Here is a 20267-nt window from a genome sequence, read left to right as displayed (position 1 = left end):
ACTTGTCAAAAGCGCTTCACCCAAAGGTCGTTGAGCAGACACGTACGACCAATTCCCTACCCATCAGTAAGCTCTAGGCTCGAAACATGCGCCGAGCAAAAATCGTCTGCACCCTGGGCCCCGCCACCGACTCGTACGACCAGATCAAAGGACTGGTCGACGCCGGAATGGACCTCGCCCGATTCAACCTCAGCCACGGCACCTACGCCGAACACGACGAGCGCTACCACCGCGTACGCAAGGCCTCCGACGAGACCGGCCGCAGCGTCGGCCTCCTCGCCGACCTTCAAGGCCCGAAGATCCGCCTCGGCCGCTTCACCGAAGGCCCCGTACTCCTCGAACGCGGCGACACCTTCACCATCACCGTCGAAGAAGGCATCGAGGGAGACCGCCAGACCTGCGGAACCACCTACTCCGGCCTCGCCACCGACGTCACCCCCGGCGAACACATCCTCGTCGACGACGGCAAAGTCTGCCTCGAAGTCACCGACGTCGACGGCCCCCGCGTCCACACCACCGTCGTCGAAGGCGGCATCGTCTCCGACCACAAAGGGCTCAACCTCCCCGGCGTCGCCGTCTCCGTCCCCGCCCTCTCCGACAAGGACGAAGCCGACCTCCGCTGGGCCCTGCGCACCGGCTTCGACGTCATCGCCCTCTCCTTCGTCCGCAGCGGCCGCGACATCCACGACGTCCACCGCATCATGGACGAAGAAGGCCGCCGCCTCCCGGTCATCGCCAAGGTCGAAAAGCCCCAGGCCGTCGACGCCATCGACGACATCGTCGCCGCCTTCGACGGCATCATGGTCGCGCGCGGCGACCTCGGCGTCGAAATGCCGCTGGAACAAGTCCCGATCGTCCAGAAGCGCGCGATCAAGCTGGCGAAGCGCAACGCCAAACCGGTGATCGTCGCGACTCAGATGCTGGACTCGATGATCGAGAACTCGCGCCCGACAAGGGCCGAGGCCAGCGATGTGGCGAACGCGGTCATCGACGGCACGGACGCCGTGATGCTGTCCGGCGAGACCAGCGTCGGCAAATACCCCATCGAGACGGTCAGCACCATGGCGAAGATCGTCGAAGCGGCCGAGGAAGACATCCTCGCCAAGGGCCTCCCACCCCTGACCGACAGCAACAAGCCACGCACGCAGGGCGGAGCCGTAGCCCGAGCGGCAGCCGAGACAGGCGACTTCCTGGGCGCCAAGTTCCTCGTCGCCTTTACCCAGTCCGGCGACACGGTCCGCCGCCTGTCGCGTTACCGCTCGCCGATCCCGCTGCTGGCCTTCACCCCGGAGCCGGCGACGCGCTCCCAGCTCAGCCTGACCTGGGGCGTGGAGACCTTCCTCGGCCCCCACGCCGACTCCACCGACGCGATGGTCAACCAGGTGGACGAGCTGCTGCTGAAGTACGGCCGCTGCGAGAAGGGCGACACGGTCGTCATCACCGCCGGCTCCCCGCCCGGCGTCTCCGGTTCGACGAACCTGGTCCGGGTGCATCACATCGGGGAGGACGACAGCCCCAGGTAGTTCCGGTTCAGTGCTTGGGGCCGACGTGGGTGTCCATGAGGGCGACCGAGGCTTTGCGGGCGACGGAGATGTTGAAGGGGTCGCTGCCGCGAGCGAGGGTTGTCCATTCGACACCCACCCTGTCCAGGGCATTGGTGAAGAGCTTCCGGATGTCGTCGGACTTGTTGGAGAAGAAGTACCGGGGGTATTCGTAGCGCTTGCGCTCACCGGCGACGAGGCGGGTCGTCCAGTTGGTGATGCGGCAGCCGTCCGAGTGGATGAGGCCGCGGATGAATTCCCAGGGGTGCGCGTCGATGATGGCTTGCTGCCAGGGTTCGAGGGCGATGGTGCGGTCGTGCTTCTTGCCGGGGCCGTGCTGGGGGAAGAGGCACGGCCAGTGCTTGCTGGACCCGGTCACGGCGACACAGCCTTGCTTCTTGACGCGGCACACGCTGTTGTTGGGGCGGACAGAACGCATTGCGGCTTCGCACTCGTCGATCACGCCCGGCCAGGCGTTGTCCAGCACGATGCGCATGAAGTAGACCTCACGCAGGTGGAGGCTGATGCAGCCATCGCCAAGATAGAGGCCCAATAGGTAGGCGTAGGCCGCAGGCGATTCGGGCGGCCCAGGTGTGTCCTGGCATCGCGGGCACGGTCGGCCAGTGCGTCGGAGGGGCTCGATGCGTGCTTGCCAGGAGCGGATTGCGAATCGGGAGACCCCGAGCTCCTTGCTCACGGAGTTCAGGCTGCGCCCTTGAGCGACGAGAGCCAGAGCTCGCTTGCGTGTACCCATGTCGTACATGTGGCCACTCTGTGTGACTGGCCATGACGACATGCAGCAAAAAGCGGATGTTCACGAGAACGGGAACATCCGCTTTTGATTGGGTTCCTTCGAATTGAAGGTTAAGTGCCCCGGGTGGGACTCGAACCCACACTGAATACCTTTTGAGGGTATCGTCTCTGCCGATTGGACTACCGGAGCCTCTTCGAACCGAAGGTTAGTGTATCCCCTCGGTGCATCAAACATACAGGAGCTAGGTAGGCTCAGGGCAAGCAGTGACCTGCCCCGTACCAAGGAGCCCCCGTGACCGCCCCCGAGTCGCCCCAGCCCGTAGACGCGCCCGACGACGACAAGTCGCACGTGCCTCCGCTGACGACCCGTGTCGTCATCGCCGAGGACGAGGCGCTGATTCGCCTCGATCTGAAAGAGATGCTGGAGGAAGAGGGCTACAGCGTCGTAGGCGAGGCCGGTGACGGCGAGCAGGCCGTCGAGCTTGCCCGCGAGCACAAGCCGGACCTCGTGATCCTTGACGTGAAGATGCCCAAGCTGGATGGGATCTCCGCGGCGGAGAAGATCGCCGAGGAGCGTATCGCCCCGGTGCTCATGTTGACCGCCTTCTCGCAGCGCGACCTCGTCGAGCGTGCTCGGGACGCCGGTGCGATGGCGTATCTCGTGAAGCCGTTCAGCAAGAGTGATGTCGTGCCGGCGATCGAGATGGCCGTGTCCCGGTTCACGGAGCTCAGGGAGCTGGAGAACGAGGTCGCGGACCTCACTCTGCGTCTGGAGACCCGCAAGCTGGTGGACCGTGCGAAGTCGATCCTGCAGACGGAGTACGGGCTGACCGAGCCGGCCGCGTTCCGGTGGATCCAGAAGACGTCGATGGATCGTCGGATGTCGATGCAGCAGGTTGCCGAGGCGGTCATTCAGGATGCCGACGAGAAGAAGAACGGCAAGGGCTGACACCCGGGACCCGTTCCAGAACACGAGTGAGGCCCGCGTCCCCGATTCGGGGGCGCGGGCCTCGTCGTACAGCGAAGGGCGCGTTCTAGTCCTCGCCGAGGTATGCCTTGCGTACGGACTCGTCGTGCAGCAGGTCCTGTCCCGTGCCGGAGACGACGATGCTGCCGACCTCCATGACGTGGCCTTGGTCGGCCAGGGAGAGGGCTGCCTGGGCGTTCTGTTCGACGAGGAGGATCGTCGTGCCCTGGGACTTGAGTTCGGAGATGGTGGCCATGATCTTCTGCATCATGATGGGGGAGAGGCCCATGGAGGGCTCGTCCAGCATGAGGAGCTTGGGCTGGGACATGAGGGCCCGGCCCATGGCCAGCATCTGCTGTTCGCCGCCCGAGAGGGTTCCGGCGGCCTGCTTGCGGCGTTCTCCCAGGATGGGGAAGAGGTCGTAGGCGCGCTGGATGTCCTTTTCGATGCCTGCCTTGTCGTTCCTGAGGAAGGCGCCGAGTTGGAGGTTTTCGGCGATGGTGAGGCGGGGGAAGATGTGCCGGCCTTCGGGGGAGTGGGCGAGGCCGAGGGCGACGATCTTGTGGGCGGCGACGCCGGTGAGGGGCTTGCCGTCGAAGATGATCTTTCCGCTGGTCGGCTTCAGGAGTCCCGAGAGGGTTCGCAGGGTGGTCGTCTTACCGGCGCCGTTGGTGCCGATGAGGGTGACGACCTGGCCGGCTTCGACGCTGAAGGAGATGCCTTTGACGGCTTCGATCTTGCCGTAGGACACCCGGAGGTCTTCGACCTCTAGCAGTGTGCTCACTGGGCTTCTCCCTTGGTGCTGGTGGTGCTCTGCGCTTCGGCTCCTGCCTCGGCCGCGGCGACTTCGGCGGCCTCCGCGGCTCCGGGGTCGCCTTCGAAGGGTTCGCCCAGGTAGGCGGCGATGACGCGTTCGTCGGCCTGGACGACTTCGGAGGTGCCTTCGACGAGTTTTTCGCCCTGGACGAGGACGGCGACGCGGTCGCACAGGTTGAAGATGAAGCGCATGTCGTGCTCGATGACGAGGACGGCGACGCCCATGTCGCGGATGGCGAAGACCAGTTCTTCGGTGGCCCTCGTCTCCTGCGGGTTCATGCCGGCGGTCGGCTCGTCGAGGAGGAGCAGGCCGGGATCGGAGGCGAGTGCGCGGGCGATCTCGAGCTTGCGCTGTTCGCCGTAGGGGAGGTTGCGGGCCAGGTGGTCGCGCTTGGCGGCGAGGCCGATGAACTCGAGGAGTTCCATGGCTCGTTCTTCGCTGGCCTTTTCCGCCTTCTTGAAGCCGGGGCCGCGCAGGAGTGCCGACCAGAGGCCTTCCTTGGTCCGCGTGTGGCGGCCGACGAGGACGTTCTCGAGGACCGTCATGTTGGCGAACAGGCGGATGTTCTGGAAGGTGCGGGCGATGCCGGCCTGGGTGACCAGGTGGGGCTTGGGAGGGAGGACCGTGCCCTTGTACGAGACCGTTCCCTCTGTGGGGATGTACAGGCCCGTGAGGCAGTTGAAGAAGGTCGTCTTGCCGGCGCCGTTGGGGCCGATGAGGCCGACGATCTCGCCGGCGTTGACCGTGAAGTCCACCGAGCGGACGGCGGTGAGGCCGCCGAAGCGCATGGTGACGTCACGGGCTTCGAGTACTGGTGTCGTCATGATGGTCACGCCCCCGCCTTGGTCACGGTGGCCGGTTCGTCGGTCAACGTCGTTTGTTCTGGTACGTCGAGTTGGCCGGTTTCGTGGAACTCGAGTTGGTTGCGCCGGTTGGCGATGATGCCTTCGGGGCGGAAGCGCATCAGGAGGATGAGCGCGATACCGAAGGCGAGCAGCGACTTGTCCTGGAGGAAGACCAGCTTCTCGGGCAGCAGGTAGAGCAGTGCGGCGCCGAGGATGGGGCCTGCGACCGTGCCCATGCCGCCGAGGACGACTGCGGCGAGGAGGAAGGCCGAGTTGGGCGGGGTGGAGCCGGCGAACTGGTACGGCGTCGGGACGACGCTGTAGGTGACGTGGGCGCTGACGGTGCCGGCGAGGCCGGCGAGGGAGGCGCCGAGGGCGAAGGCGATGAGCTTGACGCGGAAGCCGTTGATGCCCATGGCGGTGGCGGCGGTCTCGTCTTCGCGGATGGCGATCCAGGAGCGGCCGATGCGGGAGTCGGCGGCGCGGGTGTAGACGAGGACGACGATGGCCATGATGAGGACCATGAGCAGGTAGTAGTTGGCGAAGCGGCCGAGGGTGAAGCCGCCGATGTCGTGCGCTTGGCCCATGTTGAACCCGAAGAAGTTCAGGTCGGGGATGGCGGGGATGCCGTTGGGGCCGTTGGTGATGTCGGGGCCGGAGTCGCCGTCCATGTTGTTGACGGCGATGCGGAAGATCTCTCCGAAGCCGAGGGTCACGATGGCGAGGTAGTCGCCGCGCAGTCGCAGGGTGGGGGCGCCGATGAGGACGCCGAAGATGAGGCTGGCGGCGGCGCCGGTGAGGGCGGAGGCCCAGAAGGGGAACTGGACGCCGGAGAAGGTGGAGAACTCGGAGCCGGAGACGAGGGCGGCGGTGTAGGCGCCGACGCCGAGGAAGGCGACGTATCCGAGGTCGAGGAGTCCGGCGAGGCCGACGACGATGTTGAGGCCGAGGGCGACGGTTCCGAAGATCAGGATGTTGACGCCGATGTTGGCGTAGTGGTCGTCGGTCTGGGTGAAGGGGAACGCGATGGCCGCGAGGAAGCCCATGGCGAGCGTGAAGCTGCGGTTGTGGGCGACGAGGCGGGAGAAGCGGTCCATGATGCCTGCGGTGTGCAGGGCCCAGGTGAAGAAGACGACGACGAAGAGGTAGCCGATGAAGAGTTCGCCGTACTCGGTGTCGATGCCGTAGGTGAAGACGGCGAGGCCGAGGATGGTGGCGAGGGTGATGACGGCGCGTTCCAGCCAGGGGGTGAGGGGCTGGGGGGCGGGGATCGCGTCGGGCTTGGTGATGTACGCCTTGAGGCTTTCCTTGGTGCTGTCCTTGCCGACTCCTTCTTGGGGGAGGGCGAAGGCGCCGAGGACGGGCAGCAGGGAGGCGATGGCTGCGATCCAGCCGCCGGGTTCGAGGTTGACGACGCCGCCGAGGTTGTTGGCGATGGCGATGACGGTGAACCAGGTGGTGCCCAGGCCGCCGAGGGCTGCGAGGGCGAGGGGTGCGTTGTTGCGGGCGGGCAGGAGCCAGCCGAGGCCGCGGACGCCGTAGAGGGCGAGGGCGAAGAGGGTGGTGAGGAGGCCGGCGGTGAAGGTGAGCCATTGCAGGCCGCCGGGGTAGCCGTTGATGGTGAGGTCGCCGGGGAATTCTGAGGTCCAGGTCCAGGCGAGGAAGGCGGAGGCGGCGGTGGCTATGCCGCCTCCGAGGAGGAGGCCGCGGGCGGCGGCTTCCGGGAGGGGGATGAGGCCGCGGGTGGCGGGGGTGGTTTTGGTGATGTCGGTCATCGTGATCACGCCCTGTCCGCGACGCGTTCGCCGAGTAGGCCTTGTGGCCTCACGAGGAGGACGATGATGAGGAGGGCGAAGGCCCAGACGTTGGCCCAGCTCTGGCCGCCGAGCTGCTGCATGCCGGGGATGCCGTCGATGTAGGCGGAGGCGAGGGTCTCGGCGATGCCGAGGACGATGCCGCCGAGCATGGCGCCGTAGATGTTGCCGATGCCGCCGAGGACGGCGGCGGTGAACGCCTTGAGGCCCATGAGGAAGCCCATGCGGTAGTCGACGTTGCCGTACTTCAGGCCGTACGCCACAGCTGCGACGGCGGCGAAGAGGCCGCCGATGGCGAAGGCGATGACGATGATGCGGTTGGTGTCGATGCCCATGAGCTGTGCGGTGTCCGGATCCTGCGCGGTGGCCTGCATGGCGCGGCCGGTGCGGCTCTTGCGGACGAAGAAGGCGAGGCCGGACATGCAGATGATCGCGGCGGCGACCAGGAAGATGTCGGCGTCCTTGATGGTGATGGAGCCGATGTCGTGGGTGGCGTCGAGGCCGGGGAAGGCGCGGGCGCGGTCGGCACCGGGGTAGAAGTTTCGGACGACCTCCTGGAGCGCGAGGGAGAGGCCGATGGCGGTGATGAGCGGTGCTAGCCGTGGTGCTCCGCGCAGTGGTCGGTAGGCGAACCGTTCCGCTCCGACGGCGATGAGGACGGCGACGATGGCGCCGCCTATCAGCATCAGGGGGACGGCGATGGCCATCGCCGTGCCGTCGGGGAGGACGTAGAAGTAGACCGTGAGCGCGCCGAAGGCGCCGGTCATGAAGATCTCGCCGTGCGCGAAGTTGATGAGCTGGACGATGCCGTACACCATCGTGTAGCCGATGGCGATGAGCCCGTACATCGAGCCTAGGAGCAGCCCGTTGGCCAGCTGCTGCGGCAGGGTGTTCACCGCATGGCCTCCATGTCGCTGGTGGTCGTGTGCACTGGATGCGTGCCGGGTGGGGGTGGTGTGGGTGTGGAAACGGGCCGCGCGGTCGGGGTCCCCTTCCGCGCGGCCCGTGGTGAGGTGTGCTGGGGCCTTGGTCAGCCGAGGTCGGCGGTGCCGGTCTCGACAGCCTTCCAGGCACCCTTTTCGACCTGGTAAACGGTGAGCTGCTTGTTCGTGGTGTCGCCGTACTGGTCGAAGGCGACCTTGCCGCTGATGCCTTCGAAGTCGGACTTCTGGACCTCGTCGACGACGCTGGAGCGCAGCTTGTTGATGTCGGAGGGGACATCGCCGTTGTTGGCGTCCACGGCGGCCTTCACGGCCTTGATGATGGCGGTGGTGGCGTCGTAGGCGTAGGCACCGTAGGCGCCGTAGTCACCCTTGTAGCCCTTGGCCTTGTACGTCTCGATGAACGTCTTGGCGGCGGGCAGGGTGTCGGCGGGGACGCCGACGGAGGTGGCGAGGTCGCCTTCGGCGGAGGTGCCGGCGGTCTCGATGTAGGTGGAGGCGAACATGCCGTCGCCGCCGAACAGCGGGATCTTGACGCCGCCGTCCTTCATCTGCTTGGTGATCAGCGCGGACTCGTCGTACTGGCCGCCGTAGTAGAGCAGGTCGGCGCCGGAGTTCTTGATCTTGGTGACGAGGGAGCCGAAGTCCTTGTCGCCGGTGTTGACGTGGTCGGTCTGGACGACCGTGCCGCCGAGCTTCTTGAACTGCTCGTTGAAGATCTTCGCCAGGCCGGCGCCGTAGGTCTGCTTGTCGTCGACGACAAACGCCTTCTTCTTCTTGAGCTTGTTGTAGGCGTAGCCGGCGGCGAAGCTGCCCTGCAGCTCGTCGGTGGTGGCGGTGCGGAAGTACGTGGGGTACGGCCGCTTCTTGTCCGTCTGCCAGTTCTTGCCCTGGGTCAGCTCGGGGTTGGTGTTCGAGGGGGAGATCTGGACCATGTCGGCCGAGGCGAACACCTGCTGCATGGTCTGGGCGACGCCGGAGTTCAGGGGGCCGACGGCGCCGACGGCGGTCTTGTCGCCGGTGATCGCGGTGGCGTTCGACTGGCCGGTGGCGGGCTGCGCCTTGTCGTCGTAGGCCTTCAGCTTGAACGTCACGCCGGGTACGAGCTTGTTCTTGTTGGCGTCGTCGACGGCGATCTGGGCGCCGTACTGGATGCCGAGGCCGGTGGTGGAGTTCTCGCCGGAGAGCGGGGCGTCCACGCCGATCGTCAGGGTGGTGCCGTCTCCGTTGTCGCTACTGTCGCCGCCTTCGTCACGGGAGCCGCAAGCGGTGAGCGTCAGAGCTCCAGTCGCGAGGACGGAGGTAAGTATCACCATGGAACGTCGCACAATCAGTCCTTTCCGCAGTCACTGCCATCCCTGTGGGGGCGGCGGGTGCCGCGCTGGTACCGAACTCCCGATGGAGCGGTGACTGGCCGTGACTCTAAGCCCGGTGTGTAGGCAGGGGCATCGTCGTAGGCTGGCTTGTGACTTTCTTGTTATGACGTGATGAAGGGATCGCTTCCCGGAAGTGGGCTCTCGGACGGTTTGGCGGAGTTTCCGCTTAGTCCGCATTCTGAGAACCCGCACTTCCGGTTGGCAGTGGGGCCGGTCGTGCGGTGGGTGGGGCGCAGGCGGTGTGGAGGAGCTCGGAGAGATCGCGGGAGAACGCGCCGCCGAAGATGAAACTGTGGCGCTGTATTGCACGCGTGTTACGCAGCGTTACGTCAAGAAAGGGAAGATCGGCATTCAGGGGCAGGCCCGAACAGTCGGAAACGTTGATTTCGACGGCGATTGTGCGAGTTGTCCCGGTTTTAACGCTGAATTCCGGTTCGGGTGTGGTGTGGGCGTGGAGGCCGGGGGAGGACGTGCCGTTGACGCGGAGCGTCACGGGCGGCCCTTTGCCGACGGAGACCGCGAAGCGGAAACGGCCGGGGGCGGCGGGGGTGGTGGGGGTGGTGGGGGTTGCGGGTCCCAGGTAGTGCCAGGTGGTGACGTTGGCCGGCCAGGGGGTGGGGTCGGGCCGGTCGGGTCCGCCGGGGGTGGGGGCGAGGAGGACTCCGGCTGCGGCGGCGGCGGTCAGGGCTGAGGCGAGGGCGGCTTTGCGGGTGCGTGGGGGGAAGGTGTGCCAGCGCGCGCTCAAGCGGTCGGTGAGGCGTGGTGCGTCGACGCCGACGACGTCGTAACTGCCGCCTGAGTCGGGAGAGTTGCCGGGTTCGACGGGGCCGGTGCCGGTCATGAGGGCAAGGTAGCGGGCGGGGGTGTGGTGTGCGGATGCCTGCGGCGGCCTGTGCGGGGTGGGTGGGGGTGCGCGTAGCGCCTTCGGTTGTGTGGGGGTCGGGGCCGCGCCGGGGGGTGTCCGTCCTCGGAACGGCGCGAAATCGGTCGGCCAGGGAGGTACCGGCGTGGACGCGCCAACCGCTGCGGGCGGACACCCCCCGACACGTCCCCTTCCCGCCGTACGCGACTGCGGGAGCGTGCGGCTTGCGGCTGTTCCCTCAGCCCACCGGTCGGCCCTCCGAGTCGAGTGTCGGGCAGAAGCCCACTCTGACCGCAGTCCCCAGACCGAAACCCTCACCTCTCAACCAACCGGGTCGGGCGGTGAATTGCGCCTGAGCCCATCCCTGGCCCCCGCTCACCCGCTGGGCGCGACCCCAGGGGCGAGGTGCGCCTGTGGTTTCACCGAGTCGGGCGGTGATGGAGCCCGTCTCTGGCCCCCATGCCCCCGTTGGGGTGCAGAGTTTGGGCGAGGCCCGCTTCTGGCTCCACCGAACCGGGCGGTGGATTGAGTCCATCCCTGGCCCTCGCTCACCCGCTGGGGTGCAGCGGCTGGGGTGAGGCCCGTCTCTCGCGCGGCCGAGTCGGGCGGTGGATAGAGGGCATCCCCAGCCCCCACCCACCCGTTGGGGGCGCAGCCCCCAGGTGTGACGTTCACCTGTTGACTTACCGAGTCGGGTGGTGGGTGGGCATAGGTCGGGGGTCTGGGGGCGGAGCCCCCAGGGGCGTCCGCAGCCGCGCGGGGTGACCCGAAGCGCGCGGTAGCTGAACTCCGCCCGCGTCAGCCTGCCGCGCGCATGTTGGCCTCGTCGGTCGGTGAGACGTCCCGCAGGAGGCAGGTGAGGCGGGCGGTGCAGACGCGTCGGCCTGTCTCGTCGGTGATCACGATCTCGTACGTTGCCGTGGAGCGTCCGCGATGGACAGGCGTGGCGACGCCGGTCACCAGTCCCGACCGCGCCCCCCGGTGGTGCGTGCAGTTGAGGTCGACGCCGACCGCGATCTTCGTACTGCCGCCGTGCAGCATCGACCCCACCGACCCGAGCGTCTCGGCGAGCACGGCGGAGGCGCCTCCGTGGAGCAGTCCGTACGGCTGGGTGTTCCCCTCGACCGGCATCGTGCCGACGACCCGTTCCGCCGACGCCTCGACGATCTGCACGCCCATCCGCGTCCCGAGGTGCCCCGCGGAGAACAGCGCGGGAAGGTCCACCCCGAGTGCGGCGTACTCGTCGATGACCTTCTGCGGGAACTTCACGTGCTGCTGCTCGCCCATGGCGCCCGGCTCCGTTCGTGGTGATCGGTACGGCTGACCGTACGGCTGTCTCCGGCTGAGCAAACGCTCAGTCGGTAGCCGATTGTTCCAGACGTACGACGACGGACTTGCTGGCCGGGGTGTTGCTGGTGTCAGCGGTGGCGTCCAGGGGGACGAGGACGTTGGTCTCGGGGTAGTAGGCGGCCGCACATCCCCGTGCGGTGGGGTAGTGCACGACCCGGAATCCGGGGGCGCGTCGCTCGATGCCGTCCTTCCACTCGCTGACGAGGTCGACGTACGTCCCGTCGGTGACGCCGAGTGTGCGTGCGTCCTCGGGGTTCACCAGGACCACCCGGCGGCCGTTCTTGATGCCGCGGTAGCGGTCGTCGAGGCCGTAGATCGTGGTGTTGTACTGGTCGTGCGAGCGGAGGGTCTGGAGCAGGAGGCGGCCTTCGGGCAGCTTCGGGTACTCGACCGGTGCCGCGGTGAAGTTGGCCTTGCCGGTGGCCGTGGGGAAGCGGCGCTCGTCGCGGGGGGCGTGCGGGAGGGTGAAGCCTTCGGGGCGTGCCACGCGTGCGTTGAAGCTCTCGAAGCCGGGGATGACGCGGGCGATGCGGTCGCGGACGGTGGCGTAGTCCTTCTCGAACTCCTCCCACGGCACCTTGCTGGTCTCGCCGAGCACCCGGCGGGCGAGGCGGCACACGATCGCCGGCTCGGACAGCAGGTGGGTGCTCGCGGGTTCCAGGCGGCCGCGGGAGGCGTGCACCATGCCCATGGAGTCCTCGACGGTCACGAACTGCTCGGTGCTCTTCCCGTTCGGGCCGACCTGGAGATCGCGCTCGGTGCGGCCGAGGGTGGGGAGGATGAGGGCCCGTGCGCCGGTGATCGCGTGCGAGCGGTTGAGCTTCGTCGACACGTGCACGGTGAGGCGTGCGCGTCGCATGGCCGCTTCGGTGACCTCGGTGTCGGGGGAGGCGGAGACGAAGTTGCCGCCCATGGCGAAGAAGACCTTCGCGTCGCCGTCGCGCAGGGCGCGGATGGCCCGTACGACGTCGTAGCCGTGCTCGCGGGGCGGCGCGAACCCGAACTCCTTCTCCAGGGCGTCCAGGAAGGCGGGCGCGGGGCGTTCGAAGATGCCCATGGTGCGGTCGCCCTGCACGTTCGAGTGGCCGCGCACGGGGCACACGCCCGCGCCGGGGCGGCCGATGTTGCCGCGCAGGAGGAGGAAGTTGACGACCTCGCGGATGGTCGGCACGGAGTGCTTGTGCTGGGTGAGGCCCATCGCCCAGCACACGATGGTGCGCTTGGAGGCGAGGACCATGCCGAGGGCTTGTTCGATGTCCTGCTGGGAGAGGCCGGTCGCGGTGAGCGTCTCGGCCCAGTCGGCGGCGCGGGCCTCGGCCGCGAACTCCTCGTAGCCGTGGGTGTGTTCGCGGACGAACTCCTCGTCGACCGCGCCCTCCGTCTCGAGGATGAGCTTGTTGAGGAGGCGGAAGAGGGCCTGGTCGCCGCCGATGCGGATCTGCAGGAAGAGGTCGGTGAGCGCGGCGCCCTTGAGCATGCCCTGGGGGGTCTGCGGGTTCTTGAAGCGCTCCAGGCCGGCCTCGGGCAGCGGGTTGACGCTGATGATCTTCGCGCCGTTGGCCTTGGCCTTCTCCAGGGCGGAGAGCATGCGCGGGTGGTTGGTGCCGGGGTTCTGGCCGGCGACGACGATCAGGTCGGCCTTGTAGAGGTCTTCGAGCAGGACGCTGCCCTTGCCGACGCCGATCGTCTCCGACAGGGCCGAACCGGAGGACTCGTGGCACATGTTGGAGCAGTCCGGCAGGTTGTTGGTGCCGAGCTCGCGCGCGAAGAGCTGGTAGAGGAACGCGGCCTCGTTGCTGGTGCGGCCGGAGGTGTAGAAGAGGGCCTCGTCGGGGGAGGCGAGGGCGGTGATCTCCTCGGCGACGATGTCGAAGGCGCGCTCCCAGGTCACCGGCTCGTAGTGGGTTCCGCCCTCGGGGAGATACATGGGGTGTGTCAGCCGGCCCTGCTGGCCCAGCCAGTAGCCGCTCCTGGTCGCGAGGTCGGCGACGGGGTGCGCGGCGAAGAACTCCGGGGTGACCCGGCGCAGGGTGGCCTCCTCGGCGACCGCCTTCGCGCCGTTCTCGCAGAACTCGGCCGCGTGCCGGTGCTCGGGCTCCGGCCAGGCGCAGCCCGGGCAGTCGAAGCCGTCCTTCTGGTTGACGCGCAGGAGGGTCAGCGCGGTGCGCTTGACGCCCATCTGCTGCTGCGCGATGCGCAGGGTGTGCCCGATGGCCGGGATCCCCGCGGCCGCGTGCTTCGGCTCGGCGACCTGCGGCGCGTCCTGAACCGGATCTGCCTTGGGCGGCTTGCTGGCCATCGCGCGCTCTCCTTCGCATGTGAAGTACCTCTCCGATCCTCGCACGCGCCGGTGACAACGATCGTGTCCGGGCGGGTGGTGGAACGTGAGCACTGCTTGCGCCGGACCGGCGGGAACGTCCGATGGCGGTCGACTGTCAGTGGGGCGTGGCAGGATCGGGGGCGTGGCAGAAACAGCATCGAAGACGACCGCAAACTCCTCCGGCGGCGACCGGCCCCGCCTGATGCTCATGGACGGGCACTCGCTGGCGTACCGCGCGTTCTTCGCGCTGCCCGCGGAGAACTTCACGACGGCGACGGGCCAGCCGACGAACGCGATCTACGGCTTCGCGTCGATGCTGGCCAACACCCTGCGCGACGAGTCGCCCACGCACTTCGCGGTGGCCTTCGACGTGTCCCGCAAGACCTGGCGCTCCGAGGAGTTCACGGAGTACAAGGCGAACCGCTCCAAGACCCCGGACGAGTTCAAGGGCCAGGTCGAGCTGATCGGCGAAATGCTCGACGCGATGCACGCGCACCGCTTCGCGGTGGACGGCTTCGAGGCGGACGACGTCATCGCCACCCTGGCCACGCAGGCCGAGGCCGAGGGCTTCGAGGTGCTGATCGTCACCGGCGACCGTGACTCCTTCCAGCTGGTCAGCGAGCACACCACGGTGCTGTACCCGACGAAGGGCGTCTCCGAGCTGACCCGGTTCACCCCGGAGAAGGTCGTCGAGAAGTACGGGCTGACGCCCGCGCAGTACCCGGACTTCGCGGCTTTGCGTGGCGACCCGTCCGACAACCTGCCCGGCATCCCGGGTGTCGGCGAGAAGACCGCCGCGAAGTGGATCAACCAGTTCGGGTCGTTCGCGGACCTGGTCGAGCGCGTGGACGAGGTCAAGGGCAAGGCCGGGCAGAACCTCCGCGACCACCTGGAGGCCGTCAAGCTCAACCGGCGGCTGACCGAGATGGTGCGCACCGTCGAGCTACCCAAGACGGTCGCCGACCTGGAGCGCGCGCCGTACGACCGCAAGGCGCTCGCGATGGTCCTCGACACCCTGGAGATCCGCAACCCCTCGCTGCGGGAGCGGCTGCTCGCCGTCGACCCGGGCGCCGAGGAGGTCGAGACGACTCCGGTCGTCGAGGGCGGCGTGGCGGTGGACGGCACCGTGCTGGGCACTGGCGAGCTGGCCCCGTGGCTCACCGAGCACGCCACCGAGGTCCTCGGCATGGCCACGGTCGACACCTGGGCGCTCGGCTCCGGCTCGGTCGCCGAGGTCGCGCTCGCCGCGGGCGGGGGAGCGGCGGCCTGGTTCGACCCGTCGCAGCTGGACGAGGCCGACGAGACGGGGTTCGCGGCCTGGCTCGCCGACCCGGACCGCCCGAAGATCCTCCACAACGCCAAGGGCGTGATGCGCGTCTTCGCCGAGCACGGCTGGACGGTCGAAGGTGTGCGCATGGACACCGCGCTCGCCGCCTACCTGGTCAAGCCGGGCCGTCGCTCCTTCGACCTGGACGCGCTGTCCATGGAGTACCTGCACCGGGAGCTGGCGCCCGCCGCGGCGGCCGACGGGCAGCTGGCCTTCGGTACGGACGACGGTGCCGAGGCCGAGGCCCTGATGGTCCAGGCCCGCGCGATCCTCGACCTGGGGGAGGCCTTCGAGAGCCGCCTCCAGGAGGTGGGCGCAGCGGAACTGCTGCGGGACGTGGAGCTGCCCACCTCCGCCCTGCTGGCCCGGATGGAGCGGCACGGCATCGCGGCCGACCGGGCCCACCTGGAGGCCATGGAGCAGATGTTCGCGGGCGCCGTCCAGCAGGCCGTGAAGGAGGCCCACGCGGCGGCCGGGCACGAGTTCAACCTCGGCTCGCCCAAGCAGCTCCAGGAGGTCCTCTTCGGCGAGCTCGCCCTGCCGAAGACGAAGAAGACCAAGACCGGCTACACCACCGACGCCGACGCCCTGGCCTGGCTCGCGACCCAGACGGACAACGAACTGCCGGTGATCATGCTCCGGCACCGCGAGCAGGCCAAGCTGCGCGTCACCGTCGAAGGCCTCATCAAGACGGTCGCGACGGACGGCCGTATCCACACCACCTTCAACCAGACGGTGGCGGCGACCGGCCGGCTCTCCTCGACGGACCCGAACCTGCAGAACATCCCCGTCCGCACGGACGAGGGCCGGGCCATCCGCCGCGGCTTCGTGGTGGGGGAGGGCTTCGAGTCCCTCATGACGGCCGACTACAGCCAGATCGAACTGCGCGTGATGGCCCACCTGTCCGAGGACGCGGGCCTCATCGAGGCGTTCACCTCCGGCGAGGACCTGCACACGACGGCCGCCGCGCAGGTGTTCGCGGTCGAGCCCGCCGCGGTCGACGCGGAGATGCGGCGCAAGATCAAGGCGATGTCGTACGGCCTGGCGTACGGCCTGTCGGCCTTCGGCCTCTCCCAGCAGCTGAACATCGAGGCGGCCGAGGCCCGTGGCCTGATGGACGCGTACTTCGAGCGCTTCGGCGGCGTACGGGATTATCTGCGCCGGGCCGTGGACGAGGCGAGGGCGACCGGTTACACGGCGACGCTCTTCGGGCGCCGCCGCTATCTGCCCGACCTCAACAGCGACAACCGCCAGCGCCGCGAGGCGGCCGAGCGCATGGCCCTCAACGCGCCCATCCAGGGCACGGCCGCGGACATCGTCAAGATCGCCATGCTGAAGGTGGGCCAGGCGCTGGAGAAGGCGGACCTCAGGTCCCGCATGCTCCTCCAGGTCCACGACGAAATCGTCCTGGAAATCGCCCCCGGCGAGCGAGCCGCCACCGAGGAACTCCTCCGCCACGAAATGGCCAACGCCGTCCACCTCCGAGCCCCCCTCGACGTCTCGGTCGGCGTCGGCCCGGACTGGGAATCGGCAGCGCACTAGCCTCCGGCGGTCGTGCGGAGGGCCCGCTCCCGGCAGAGGCTGTGAGAGCGTGCCCTCCGCGCTGCATCGAGGGGCGAAGACCCTCGCCACAGGCCCGCCCCCCACCTGCACGTCCCCCGCCGCACGCCCCACCCTCAGCTCAACCCACCCGCACAGCCCCCCGCCCCACCCTCGGAGGGACCCGTCACTCACGTGGCCCCCGCGAAGACGCCCCCCGGCGCCCCGGCCCGTAAGGATGCGGGCATGGGTATACGCATGCTCCACCGCCGGACGGCCCAGGCACGGGCGCAGGCAAAGGCGCACGCCAAGACGGCCCCGCCTGCACCGCCCCCGCCGGTCCCGGCCTTCTCGGCCACCGCAAGTACCGCCCGCATCCCCACCGACCCGGCCACGGTCCTGCGCCGCGCGACCACCGCCGGCACCGCCCGCATCCCCACTGGCCTCGCGGCGGCCCTCCGCCAAGCAGCCCTCCACCACGCCGCCGCAAGCACCCGGCGCCGGCTCGATCGCCGCGAGCGGGACGCCGTACGGCGGCAGAAGCGCGAGGCATCCGTCTGGCGGCTGTGGGTGGATCTGGGCCGCGGCTATCTGGCGCTGGGCCTCACACTGCTGCCCCGGTCGCGTCCGATGCCCACGTTCACGGTGTTCACCGCTGTCAACGAGTGGCCGATCGACGCTCCGTCTCGCCGACGCCCGAACCGTCGGACACCGGGGCCGGACGCCACACCCTGACCCCGGCGGCGTACAGCACGACCCCCAGGACGAGCCCCGCGCCCGCTCCGAAGCACAGCGTCGGAATCAGCTCCCAGGGCTTCGCGGTGGACCCCGAGTACTCCCACCACCGCGTCGTCCGCTCCACCGCCCCGACGAGCGCGCAGCCGCCGATCACGACGCCGGCCCACCACCGGTCCCGTACCGACAGTGCCGGGACCCCCACCGGCTCGGCTGCGGGCGTCCGCCGTAGCGCGTACGCGACGAACACGGCGATCACGACCGCGGCCACCGCGGAACCGCCGTACTGCAGGTACCAGTACAAAGGGGAACCCGCCACCCTCTCGCCGAGGACGGGAATCAGCCGCATCCCCCACCGGTCGAGGTGCGTGAACGCGTCCCACACGACGTGGGTCAGCGCACCGAGCGCGGCGGACACGTACCACCACGCCACCGAAGCGGGCCGTACGCGCGCCCGTGGCGCCCCGCAGCGCGACAGCGTCGCCACCCGCCCCTGCCGGGCCGGCGGCAGCAGCGCCACCAGCGGCTCGCGCACCAGCAGCCACAGCCCGACCAGCGCCCAGGCGACCAGTACGTCGAATGTGAGAACGCCAGGGAAGGAGTGCGTGAACTCGCCGAACTCCATCGCCCCGGACAGGACACTCGCCGTGTAGTAGGTCATGTCGGGCGCGAAGGAACCCGCCACGAGCACGGCCGGCACGAGTCGGCCCCGGCCGGTTCCGTCGGTGCGCACGACGGGCAGTACGGCTGCCGCATGGCTCAGAGTGAACGGCAACGAGGCTCCTTGGACGTGGATACGAACGACCGATCACGCCACGATCCCACATGGCCAACCGGTGAAAATCGGGCACGAACGGGTGCCCGAGGAAAGGAAGTTGTCGTAGGGTCACCTGGGCCCCCTGCTGGGGAGCACGGCCGGACCGGACATGAACCTCGCCACGGGGGGCAACCCTCACGGCGGGTCGACAGTCACACCAGGTCGAGCAGGACAGACGGACACGCAGCACAGACGGACAGGACAGACAGAGACGGGCGCTCGGGCGTCCACGGGAGGGGTTCACTTTATGGCGGCGCAATTCGGCAGGAGGCTGCGCAAGGGTGCGGCAACCACCGCCGTGGCCGCGCTCGCGGTCGCGGCCCTGTCCGCCTCGCAGGGACCGGGCGCGACGGCCGACGACCAGGGCGGCAGACCGGCCACCACCGGCGCCGAGACCTCGCCCGACGCGGCCGCCGGCACCGGCGGCGCGACCGGCAACTCGCCGTACTACACGGACCTGCCGCCCCTGAACAGCCCGAGCCCCTCGCCGACCATCGGCACGCCCGCCTCCCGGGGCGACACCGCGACCGAGGCCGGCATCCCCGCGACCGTCCTCGACGCCTACAAGAAGGCCGCGTCCGAACTGCGGTCGGCCAAGCCCGGCTGCAACCTGCCCTGGGAACTCCTCGCCGCCATCGGCAAGGTCGAGTCGGGCCAGGCCCGCGGCGGCCAGGTCGCCGCGAACGGCGACACGACCTCCGCGATCCTCGGCCCGCAGCTCGACGGCAACGGCTTCGCGCTCATCAAGGACACCGACAACGGCGCGTACGACGGCAACAGCACGTACGACCAGGCCGTCGGCCCCATGCAGTTCATCCCCTCCACCTGGGCGTGGGCGGGCCGCGACGGCAACGGTGACGGCAAGAAGAACCCCAACAACATCTACGACGCCGCGCTCGCGGCGGGCCACTACCTGTGCCGCTTCGGCTGGGACCTGTCCACCCAGGCCGATCTCAACAGCGCGATCCTCAGCTACAACCACTCGCAGGACTACCTGAACACGGTCCTGTCGTGGCTGGAGTACTACCGCAAGGGCACCCACGAGATCCCGGACGGCACCGGCACACTGCCCAGCGACCGCAGCGACGACAACGACAGCGCGACCGTCACGCCGTCGCCGTCGCCAACGCCGCCGGCCTCGGTCAAGCCCAGCCCCAAGCCGCAGAAGCCCGAAACCGGCACCCCGAACCCGAAGCCGCCCACGACGAGCCCGCCGAGCACCACGCCTCCGTCCACGCCCGCCACCCCCACCGACACGGTGGACCACCTGGAGGACGCGGGCACCGCGAAGCTCACCGCGCAGGCGGGCGACGCGTTCACGGAGAGGGTGAGCACCCGGGCCGAGACCAAGGCCGGCGCGGCCGTCGCCAAGGTCCGCATCCGGTTCACGATCGTCGGTGCCACGGACACCACCTTCACCGGCGGCGAGAGCGTCGCGACGGTCGTCACCAACAGCACCGGCGTGGCCGTCGCGCCCGCGCTGCAGGCGGGCGAGAAGACGGGAACCTTTACCGTCCGCGCGACCGTCGTGGGCCGTTCCATCAGCGGCCTCGACTACACGGCCACCGTCGCCGAGCGCGCCGCCGACACCCTCGCCCGCACCAGCGACACCGCGCTGACCTGCGTGCCGGGCGGCGAGTTCGCCGAGCAGGTCGAGGTGAAGGCGACGTACGACGGCAAGGTCGCCGACAAGGTGGCCGCCACCGCCACGCTGATCAAGTCGGTGCTCGACCCGACCGCGAACGACAAGGGCCCCTACTTCAAGGACGCGGGCGGCAAGACCGTACGCACCCTGACCGGCCTGGAGACGGACGCGAACGGCCTACTGAAGCTGCCGAAGCTGTACGCGGACGACACCACCGGCACGTTCATGCTCCGCATCACCACCGCGGGCGGCGCGGCGCTGAACGTCACGCTGACCGTGGCGGCGGCGGAGACCTCGTCCCCGAGCCCGTCGGCCAGCCCTTCCACATAGCGGTACTTCGTCACAGCGGTACTTCGTAACGGCGGCGCCCTCCCGAAAGGGGGGCGCCGCCGTTGTGTGTGCAACGTGTTCTCATCTCACCCGCCCGTTGCTACGGTGCCGGACCTGACGATGTATCAGTTCCAGCTCGCCCGGAGGCAGGCATGCGTGCCCTGATCGCCGCCGCGACCGGTCTCGCCGTCGCGCTCGCCCTGGTCCTGACCATCACCGCCGTGGGCGCACCGTCGGGCGACACGTCCCCGAAGCCGCTGCTGACGACGGTGCCCGCACACCCGTAAC

Annotated in this window: 16 protein-coding genes and 1 tRNA gene; 6 read left to right on the top strand and 11 right to left on the bottom strand. The window is 68.9% G+C overall.

All coding sequences use genetic code 11. The annotated features are described in order from the left end of the window. Positions 1-86: 86 nt before the first annotated feature. Positions 87-1523: a pyruvate kinase gene (gene pyk / locus QFZ76_RS14225; RefSeq protein ID WP_307674068.1), complete on the top strand. Its 1437-nt coding sequence runs from the start codon at positions 87-89 to the stop codon at positions 1521-1523. A gap of 7 nt (positions 1524-1530) precedes the next feature. Here pyk and QFZ76_RS14220 read toward each other — a convergent pair whose 3' ends face one another. Both QFZ76_RS14220 and QFZ76_RS14215 read right to left on the bottom strand, forming a co-directional pair. Beyond that, the gene (locus QFZ76_RS14220; RefSeq protein WP_307674067.1) at positions 1531-2304 is read right to left on the bottom strand and encodes a transcriptional regulator; all 774 of its coding nucleotides are present in this window, start codon (positions 2302-2304) and stop codon (positions 1531-1533) included. Between the two features lie 106 nt (positions 2305-2410). Continuing rightward, positions 2411-2484, bottom strand: a tRNA-Leu gene (locus QFZ76_RS14215). A 102-nt stretch (positions 2485-2586) separates the two neighbouring features. Here QFZ76_RS14215 and QFZ76_RS14210 point away from each other — a divergent pair. Next, positions 2587-3243 (top strand): ANTAR domain-containing response regulator, encoded by a 657-nt coding sequence (locus tag QFZ76_RS14210; protein WP_053748470.1) that lies wholly within the window; start codon positions 2587-2589, stop codon positions 3241-3243. An 85-nt stretch (positions 3244-3328) separates the two neighbouring features. On the opposite strand, the gene QFZ76_RS14205 is transcribed toward QFZ76_RS14210, so the two are convergent. The 8 genes from QFZ76_RS14205 to QFZ76_RS14170 all read right to left on the bottom strand — a co-directional run bounded on the left by QFZ76_RS14205 (position 3329) and on the right by QFZ76_RS14170 (position 13565). Then, positions 3329-4045, bottom strand: a complete 717-nt coding sequence (locus tag QFZ76_RS14205) for an ABC transporter ATP-binding protein (protein WP_307674066.1) — start codon at positions 4043-4045, stop codon at positions 3329-3331. Next, positions 4042-4902, bottom strand: coding sequence for an ABC transporter ATP-binding protein (locus QFZ76_RS14200; protein ID WP_307674065.1), 861 nt, complete (start codon positions 4900-4902; stop codon positions 4042-4044). Before QFZ76_RS14200 ends, QFZ76_RS14205 begins: the two co-directional genes overlap by 4 nt. A gap of 5 nt (positions 4903-4907) precedes the next feature. Continuing rightward, the gene (locus QFZ76_RS14195; RefSeq protein ID WP_307674064.1) at positions 4908-6698 is read right to left on the bottom strand and encodes a branched-chain amino acid ABC transporter permease; all 1791 of its coding nucleotides are present in this window, start codon (positions 6696-6698) and stop codon (positions 4908-4910) included. Between the two features lie 5 nt (positions 6699-6703). Continuing rightward, positions 6704-7633 carry a branched-chain amino acid ABC transporter permease gene (locus tag QFZ76_RS14190; protein ID WP_307674063.1) on the bottom strand — a complete coding sequence of 310 codons (930 nt, stop codon included), beginning with the start codon at positions 7631-7633 and terminating at the stop codon, positions 6704-6706. 134 nt (positions 7634-7767) lie between these two features. Beyond that, complete coding sequence (locus tag QFZ76_RS14185; protein WP_307674062.1) at positions 7768-8994, bottom strand: branched-chain amino acid ABC transporter substrate-binding protein; 1227 nt, start codon at positions 8992-8994, stop codon at positions 7768-7770. 226 nt (positions 8995-9220) lie between these two features. After that, entirely contained in the window at positions 9221-9895 is a 675-nt protein-coding gene (locus QFZ76_RS14180) for a hypothetical protein (RefSeq protein ID WP_307674061.1), read from the bottom strand. 819 nt (positions 9896-10714) lie between these two features. Beyond that, a complete protein-coding gene (locus tag QFZ76_RS14175) occupies positions 10715-11203 on the bottom strand; it encodes a PaaI family thioesterase (RefSeq protein WP_307674060.1) in 489 nt (162 codons plus the stop codon). A 67-nt stretch (positions 11204-11270) separates the two neighbouring features. Further along, on the bottom strand, positions 11271-13565 hold the full coding sequence (locus tag QFZ76_RS14170; RefSeq protein ID WP_307674059.1) for an FdhF/YdeP family oxidoreductase: 2295 nt from the start codon (positions 13563-13565) through the stop codon (positions 11271-11273). 163 nt (positions 13566-13728) lie between these two features. Here QFZ76_RS14170 and polA point away from each other — a divergent pair, with 163 nt between their 5' ends. Together polA and QFZ76_RS14160 are read left to right on the top strand one after the other, a co-directional pair. Continuing rightward, positions 13729-16455 carry a DNA polymerase I gene (polA, locus tag QFZ76_RS14165; RefSeq protein ID WP_307674058.1) on the top strand — a complete coding sequence of 909 codons (2727 nt, stop codon included), beginning with the start codon at positions 13729-13731 and terminating at the stop codon, positions 16453-16455. Between the two features lie 243 nt (positions 16456-16698). After that, positions 16699-17187, top strand: a complete 489-nt coding sequence (locus QFZ76_RS14160; RefSeq protein ID WP_307674057.1) for a hypothetical protein — start codon at positions 16699-16701, stop codon at positions 17185-17187. On the opposite strand, the gene QFZ76_RS14155 is transcribed toward QFZ76_RS14160, so the two are convergent. Further along, the gene (locus QFZ76_RS14155; RefSeq protein WP_307674056.1) at positions 17111-17962 is read right to left on the bottom strand and encodes a DUF4184 family protein; all 852 of its coding nucleotides are present in this window, start codon (positions 17960-17962) and stop codon (positions 17111-17113) included. The genes QFZ76_RS14160 and QFZ76_RS14155 overlap by 77 nt on opposite strands. 289 nt (positions 17963-18251) lie before the next feature. On the opposite strand from QFZ76_RS14155, the gene QFZ76_RS14150 reads away from it, so the two are divergent. Next, positions 18252-19979 (top strand): lytic transglycosylase domain-containing protein, encoded by a 1728-nt coding sequence (locus QFZ76_RS14150; protein WP_307674055.1) that lies wholly within the window; start codon positions 18252-18254, stop codon positions 19977-19979. A 152-nt stretch (positions 19980-20131) separates the two neighbouring features. Next, a complete protein-coding gene (locus tag QFZ76_RS14145; protein ID WP_307674054.1) occupies positions 20132-20266 on the top strand; it encodes an SPW_0924 family protein in 135 nt (44 codons plus the stop codon). Position 20267: the final 1 nt, after the last annotated feature.

Source organism: Streptomyces sp. V4I2 (assembly GCF_030817655.1).
GTDB lineage: Bacteria > Actinomycetota > Actinomycetes > Streptomycetales > Streptomycetaceae > Streptomyces > Streptomyces plumbiresistens.
The sequence above is the reverse complement of the archived record's forward strand: the minus strand, read 5'-3'. Positions and strand labels throughout refer to the sequence as shown.

Excerpts from the sequence above, each read along its gene's own strand:
- pyk (WP_307674068.1), top strand. The coding sequence starts at position 87 with ATGCGCCGAGCAAAAATCGTCTGCACCCTGGGCCCCGCCACCGACTCG.
- QFZ76_RS14220 (WP_307674067.1), bottom strand. The coding sequence starts at position 2,304 with ATGTACGACATGGGTACACGCAAGCGAGCTCTGGCTCTCGTCGCTCAA.
- QFZ76_RS14200 (WP_307674065.1), bottom strand. The coding sequence starts at position 4,902 with ATGACGACACCAGTACTCGAAGCCCGTGACGTCACCATGCGCTTCGGC.
- QFZ76_RS14195 (WP_307674064.1), bottom strand. The coding sequence starts at position 6,698 with ATGACCGACATCACCAAAACCACCCCCGCCACCCGCGGCCTCATCCCC.
- QFZ76_RS14185 (WP_307674062.1), bottom strand. The coding sequence starts at position 8,994 with ATGGTGATACTTACCTCCGTCCTCGCGACTGGAGCTCTGACGCTCACC.
- QFZ76_RS14180 (WP_307674061.1), bottom strand. The coding sequence starts at position 9,895 with ATGACCGGCACCGGCCCCGTCGAACCCGGCAACTCTCCCGACTCAGGC.
- QFZ76_RS14175 (WP_307674060.1), bottom strand. The coding sequence starts at position 11,203 with ATGGGCGAGCAGCAGCACGTGAAGTTCCCGCAGAAGGTCATCGACGAG.
- QFZ76_RS14170 (WP_307674059.1), bottom strand. The coding sequence starts at position 13,565 with ATGGCCAGCAAGCCGCCCAAGGCAGATCCGGTTCAGGACGCGCCGCAG.
- QFZ76_RS14160 (WP_307674057.1), top strand. The coding sequence starts at position 16,699 with ATGGGTATACGCATGCTCCACCGCCGGACGGCCCAGGCACGGGCGCAG.
- QFZ76_RS14150 (WP_307674055.1), top strand. The coding sequence starts at position 18,252 with ATGGCGGCGCAATTCGGCAGGAGGCTGCGCAAGGGTGCGGCAACCACC.
- QFZ76_RS14145 (WP_307674054.1), top strand. The coding sequence starts at position 20,132 with ATGCGTGCCCTGATCGCCGCCGCGACCGGTCTCGCCGTCGCGCTCGCC.